4 protein-coding genes and 1 pseudogene are annotated in these 4525 nt (G+C 61.7%); 1 reads left to right on the top strand and 4 read right to left on the bottom strand.

Annotated features, from left to right (window positions below; translation table 11 throughout):
• Positions 1-632: 632 nt before the first annotated feature.
• Together EBE87_RS27675 and EBE87_RS27670 are read right to left on the bottom strand one after the other, a co-directional pair.
• A complete protein-coding gene (locus EBE87_RS27675) occupies positions 633-1145 on the bottom strand; it encodes a DUF3102 domain-containing protein (protein WP_233560268.1) in 513 nt (170 codons plus the stop codon).
• A gap of 164 nt (positions 1146-1309) precedes the next feature.
• The gene (locus EBE87_RS27670) at positions 1310-2020 is read right to left on the bottom strand and encodes a ParA family protein (RefSeq protein ID WP_233560270.1); all 711 of its coding nucleotides are present in this window, start codon (positions 2018-2020) and stop codon (positions 1310-1312) included.
• A 293-nt stretch (positions 2021-2313) separates the two neighbouring features.
• Here EBE87_RS27670 and EBE87_RS29265 point away from each other — a divergent pair, with 293 nt between their 5' ends.
• Positions 2314-2463 (top strand): hypothetical protein, encoded by a 150-nt coding sequence (locus EBE87_RS29265; protein WP_158611686.1) that lies wholly within the window; start codon positions 2314-2316, stop codon positions 2461-2463.
• Between the two features lie 443 nt (positions 2464-2906).
• On the opposite strand, the gene EBE87_RS27665 is transcribed toward EBE87_RS29265, so the two are convergent.
• Positions 2907-3983 (bottom strand): IS5 family transposase, encoded by a 1077-nt coding sequence (locus tag EBE87_RS27665; protein WP_122140298.1) that lies wholly within the window; start codon positions 3981-3983, stop codon positions 2907-2909.
• Positions 3949-4431 (bottom strand): annotated as a pseudogene (locus EBE87_RS27660) (recombinase family protein); the annotation flags it as partial. The gene EBE87_RS27665 and the pseudogene EBE87_RS27660, both read right to left, overlap by 35 nt.
• Positions 4432-4525: the final 94 nt, after the last annotated feature.

The following is a 4525-nucleotide window of genomic DNA, read 5'->3' as shown; positions in this document are numbered from 1 at the left end:
GCCGACGACATCCTCGGTGCCATACAGCGCTTCTGCCAGCGCACCCAGCAGATCGGAGGAACTACAGAATCAGGACACTAGCAAACGCCTACGCAACATCCTGTGTTGGCGGGAACAACGTTATATCGGGCGTCAGCTTAACCTGTCCCACAAGCACAGGCGGATCATGCTGCAGAAAAGCGATATGGCGCGCAGTCCGGTCGGGCAGTATGTGACACCAATGCCCTAAGCGATCACTGGCTGAAGTTCCGCTGGCGCAGCATGTCCCTCTCCCAAATCGGATTTGGCAAGGATCAGCAGGGTACACACGCCAAAGTTGTGGAGCGCAAGTGGCCGAGTGAAATGCTGCGCTATGTCCGTGAGCGGCAAGCCGCGGCCACCGCCGCGGGGGAAGACCAACAGTGAGAAGCCGGGCTACCGATTGAACGGCCAGAAGGCCGGTAGGTCATGGGCGCGCCCGGCAAGAAAAAGCCAAGAGCCGCAACTGCAGCACAAGGCATGTCCACCGACATCCCTACTTTGCACGACGCACCGACAATTCAATCCTGTTGCGACAGGTTGCCATTGGAAGACCACGCTAACAATGGACAACAGCGTAGCCCTCGCTAAACGCCCCTTGAACTGACTTACAGCTAGCCTTGTTCCTCTGCCATGCCCTCAATGATGACTTTGCCGCCCAACGCCTCTTCGAGGTCTGCAAGTTCACGACGAGCTTTTTCTAGCTCCTCCTCATGACGCTGAATAATTTCAGCGAGCCGGGCACGCCTGCGCGCAAGGGCCTCATGGTTTGCTCCAGCAGACCTGCGAAGCCGCTCCCGCTTCCAAGCTATGATCTCAGGGCGTCGTAGGTCCGATCGCACCAATCCATCTTGGTCTGCCGCTGCCAGATCTTCCGGTTTCAATGTGGCAAGCTGGTAGGCGACGCTCGCAGATTGCGGCAGCTTCAGCTCTGGGATTCGACCCTTGTCCACTGCCTCCGCAATCATCCGCAACTCGTACGCGGTCTGGCGGCCGAAGGGCAGCGATGCCTCCACCATCCTCTGGAACTCGCCGTGCGGCAACTTCTGTTTGGCCTGAACCAGATAGCGGCCAATAGCGAGAAAGGATTGCTGAGCCTCGCGCCAGAGCCGAGCGATCTCACGCACGTACTCATCCGGATTCCGCAGTTCTCGATGTGCGGTTCGTACAATGTCTACTTGGGAGCGGGGGGGTAGGCCACTGAGTGATGACGCTGCGGGCGTAACAGGCGATCCGGGACGCCGAGCCACCTCCGCACGCCCTAGAACAAAGGAAGTAGGTTTACCGGTCATCAGGTGCGCATCCCCAACTCGGAACGGGCGAAGGCCCAGACACTCCGGTAATCGTCGGCACCGTTTCCGGCACGTAGCTCCATCACACCGATTCCAGCCCGAGCGCTGCGCCGGATGTCCTCTAGGTCGCGCACCTCAATCGGAGCGAGGCGGCCTCCTGTTTCCAACAGACCAAGCTTGGCCTCGTCAAGGCTCTTGCTGCCGCGCCTAACGCGGTTCAGCAAGAAGTGGGCTGGAACATCAAGCCGTGTAAGCAGCTCCATCCAAGGAGCGGCGCTTTCTATATCGTCGTCTGAGGGTTGGACCGGCACCAAGACGAGGTCTGCCTTCCGCAAAAGTGCCTGCATCTGGCCTGGGCTGCTTTCGACACCAGGAGGAGTGTCCACGATCACGATATCAGCATCCCACGCGTCGAGCCTGCTCCAGTGACTTTCGATTTCAGCAAGGGCGATAGCCTCGCAAGTTAGAGGTGGCGCCTGCTCCGGGCGTCGCGCCGCCCATCGTGCTACTGCCTGTTGCGCATCGGTATCGATAAGCAGCACTCGAAGACCATCATGAGCAGCAGCCACAGCAAGGTTTCTAGCGGTCGTGCTCTTACCCGAGCCACCCTTGGCCGTGCTAATAACAAGCCACTTCGCCGTCCGTTCGCAGTGCAACGGTCCTGGCCGGGAGGCACGCTTTCGCACCGTGCTCTGCGTGTTCTTTGTCATCATGTCGCCTTCGTCCCCGCATCAGCGACAAGATGTAGCGGAACGGAGGCATCTGGGTAACCCACAAGCTGAACAGAGGCGAAAGGTAAGGCATGCCGTACATTCTGGTCTGAGGAGAACTTTTGTTTCAGATACTTAGTGGAAAACGTATGAACCGCATGTAGGGCTCAAAAAGCAAGGCGTGCCTTACATCTGAGTCGTCTGGATCTCGCCCCTTCCAGCATTCGTTTCGACGAGCTTCAAGGACTACTCCGTTCGGATTCCTGGAATCTCGCCCGATACCAAGTGGGCACATGCTCATCGGCCGCAAGCTAAAGCCGGGCACGCCGCTGTTGGTGGCGGAAGGCTATGCCACCGGGGCGACGCTGCACGAGGCCACCAGGCTGCCAGTAGTGGTGGCTTTCAACGCGGGGAACCTAGCTGCCGCAGCGGAAGCCTATTGAGCTGCTGACCCATCGCGGCCCATCATTGTCGCCGGCGACAGTGACCACCACTTGCGGCACCGGCCGGTGCCGCTGCCGAGCGTGGGCCAGGAGAAGGCTGAGGCCACCGCTGTGGCCATTAGCGACATCGCCGCTCTGCCGGCCTTTCCGTTAGGTGATAGAGGCAGCGAGTGGAACGGCCTAGCGCTGCGTCCGGGGGCACGCGCCTGTCGCGACGGCAGCACGCAGCGCGCTGGACTGGCTGCAACGGACCGGCGTGTAACGGGTGAGCCTTACTGTGGCAGTGAACGAGAAACGGCTTCAACAGGTGGACACCTCGAATTACCGGCCGCTGCGCCGCCCGGCGAGCAGGATCGTCGCCTCAGGCTTTGACGTGCCCCTGCTGACATGCCCGGGTCACCGGCTTTGGACGGCAAGTACCGCTCTTCCTGGGAACTGTGGGGTTATGCGGGCGCAGTTCGGATGCTGAGCCAGGCCAAGCGGGTGAAGTTATAGGCCAGATTGACCATGCCGATCTTCACCTGGGCCCGAGCGATGCCGATGGTGCGCACGAACAGCCTCATACGGTGTTTCTGGGCGGCAAAGACATGCTCGATGCCGGAGCGGATCCGGGCACGTGAGGCATTGGCCCTCGCCTGCTGCTCGGAGATTTGACGCCGTGGCGGACGGCGGAACCGAATCCTCTCGGATAGGCCGCGCTGCTCCAGCACCTCCAGATTACGCTTGGTGCGGTAGGCGGTGTCGGCCCAGACGCGGCTGGCCGTGTTCTCGGGATCGAGCAGATCTGGAAAGCTGCGGCTGTCATGCTGAGCGGCATCCGTGACCGTCCAGCGGCGGATCAGCCCGTGCCGCTGGTCGATGCCGATGTGGTTCTTGTAGCCAAAGACTGGCACCGCGATCTGAATGGCCTGGCGCTGCGCACCTTCTGGTTTGGGCTTGGCCCTGCCGCGCTTGAGCGTCCAGCGGGCATCCCGATCCTTCTGCGCCTGCTTGGCGCGCGACCAGCCCTCGGGCGTGCCGCCGTCGTGGATGGCGGCTTTCTCCTCGATGGTGAACTTCTGACGCGGTGCGGCGATCAAGGTGGCGTCGATGATCTGTCCGCCCATGGCGAGAAAGCCCTTGGCCGCCAGCACCTCATCAAAGCGGCGGAACAGCCCCTCGATGGCACCCGCCTGCTTGAGCTGTTCGCGATAGAGCCAGATCGTCTTGGCGTCCGGCACCGCCTGATGCAGGGCAAGGCCCGCGAAGCGCATGAAGGACAGGCGGTCGCGCAGTTGGAACTCGGCCTGTTCGTCGGAGAGGCTGTAGAGCGCCTGCAGCACCAGGATGCGGAACATCAGCACCGCATCATAGGGCGGGCGGTCGCCACGGCTGCGGTCCGACCGCGTCAGCGCCGCATCCAGCACCGGACGGAAGATCTCGAAATCGACCACGGCCGCAAGGCGCTCCAGCGGATCGCCCGCGGCGGAGAGCGCGGCATACCGCTCATCGACATCGAAGAAGCCCGGCTGACCTGCCATCGCCACCACCTCCGCTGACCGGAGCCAGTGAATCAGCTTCGCGCCTCAACCGCGAGGTTTTTCGAGGTGTCCAGCCGCCGCGGCGCATGCGCTCCGTGATCAGGGTGCGTTCATACTCGGCGACGGCTCCACGGATCTGCAGCAGCAGCTGGTCATGAGAATCCCGGCTCATGGGCCGATCCAGGAACACCACCTCAGCGCCATGCTTTTGCAGCTCCTCGACGAGCAGCACCTGATGGACGTAATTGCGGGCCAATCGGTCCGGCGCAGTGATCAGAATGCGGTCCAGCCCGACGCTCGCAACGGCGTCACGTAAGTGATCCAGCCCCGGGCGGCGGAGACTGGCGCCACTATAGCCATCGTCACGATATACTCGCTCAGGCGGCAGGTTCCAGTTCTGTGCTTGAGCGTGGGCAAGCAGGCGCTCAAGCTGCTGCTCAGTCGTCTGGAACTGAGCCTTGGACTTGCCCTGGGAAAGTGGAGAGCGGTTGTTGAACTATGCGACGGCCTCGAAGGCACAAGGGCTCTGATAGCCAAGTGCT

This window comes from Teichococcus wenyumeiae (genome assembly GCF_003696345.1).
In the GTDB taxonomy this organism is placed as follows: domain Bacteria; phylum Pseudomonadota; class Alphaproteobacteria; order Acetobacterales; family Acetobacteraceae; genus Pseudoroseomonas; species Pseudoroseomonas wenyumeiae.
The sequence above is the reverse complement of the archived record's forward strand: the minus strand, read 5'-3'. Positions and strand labels throughout refer to the sequence as shown.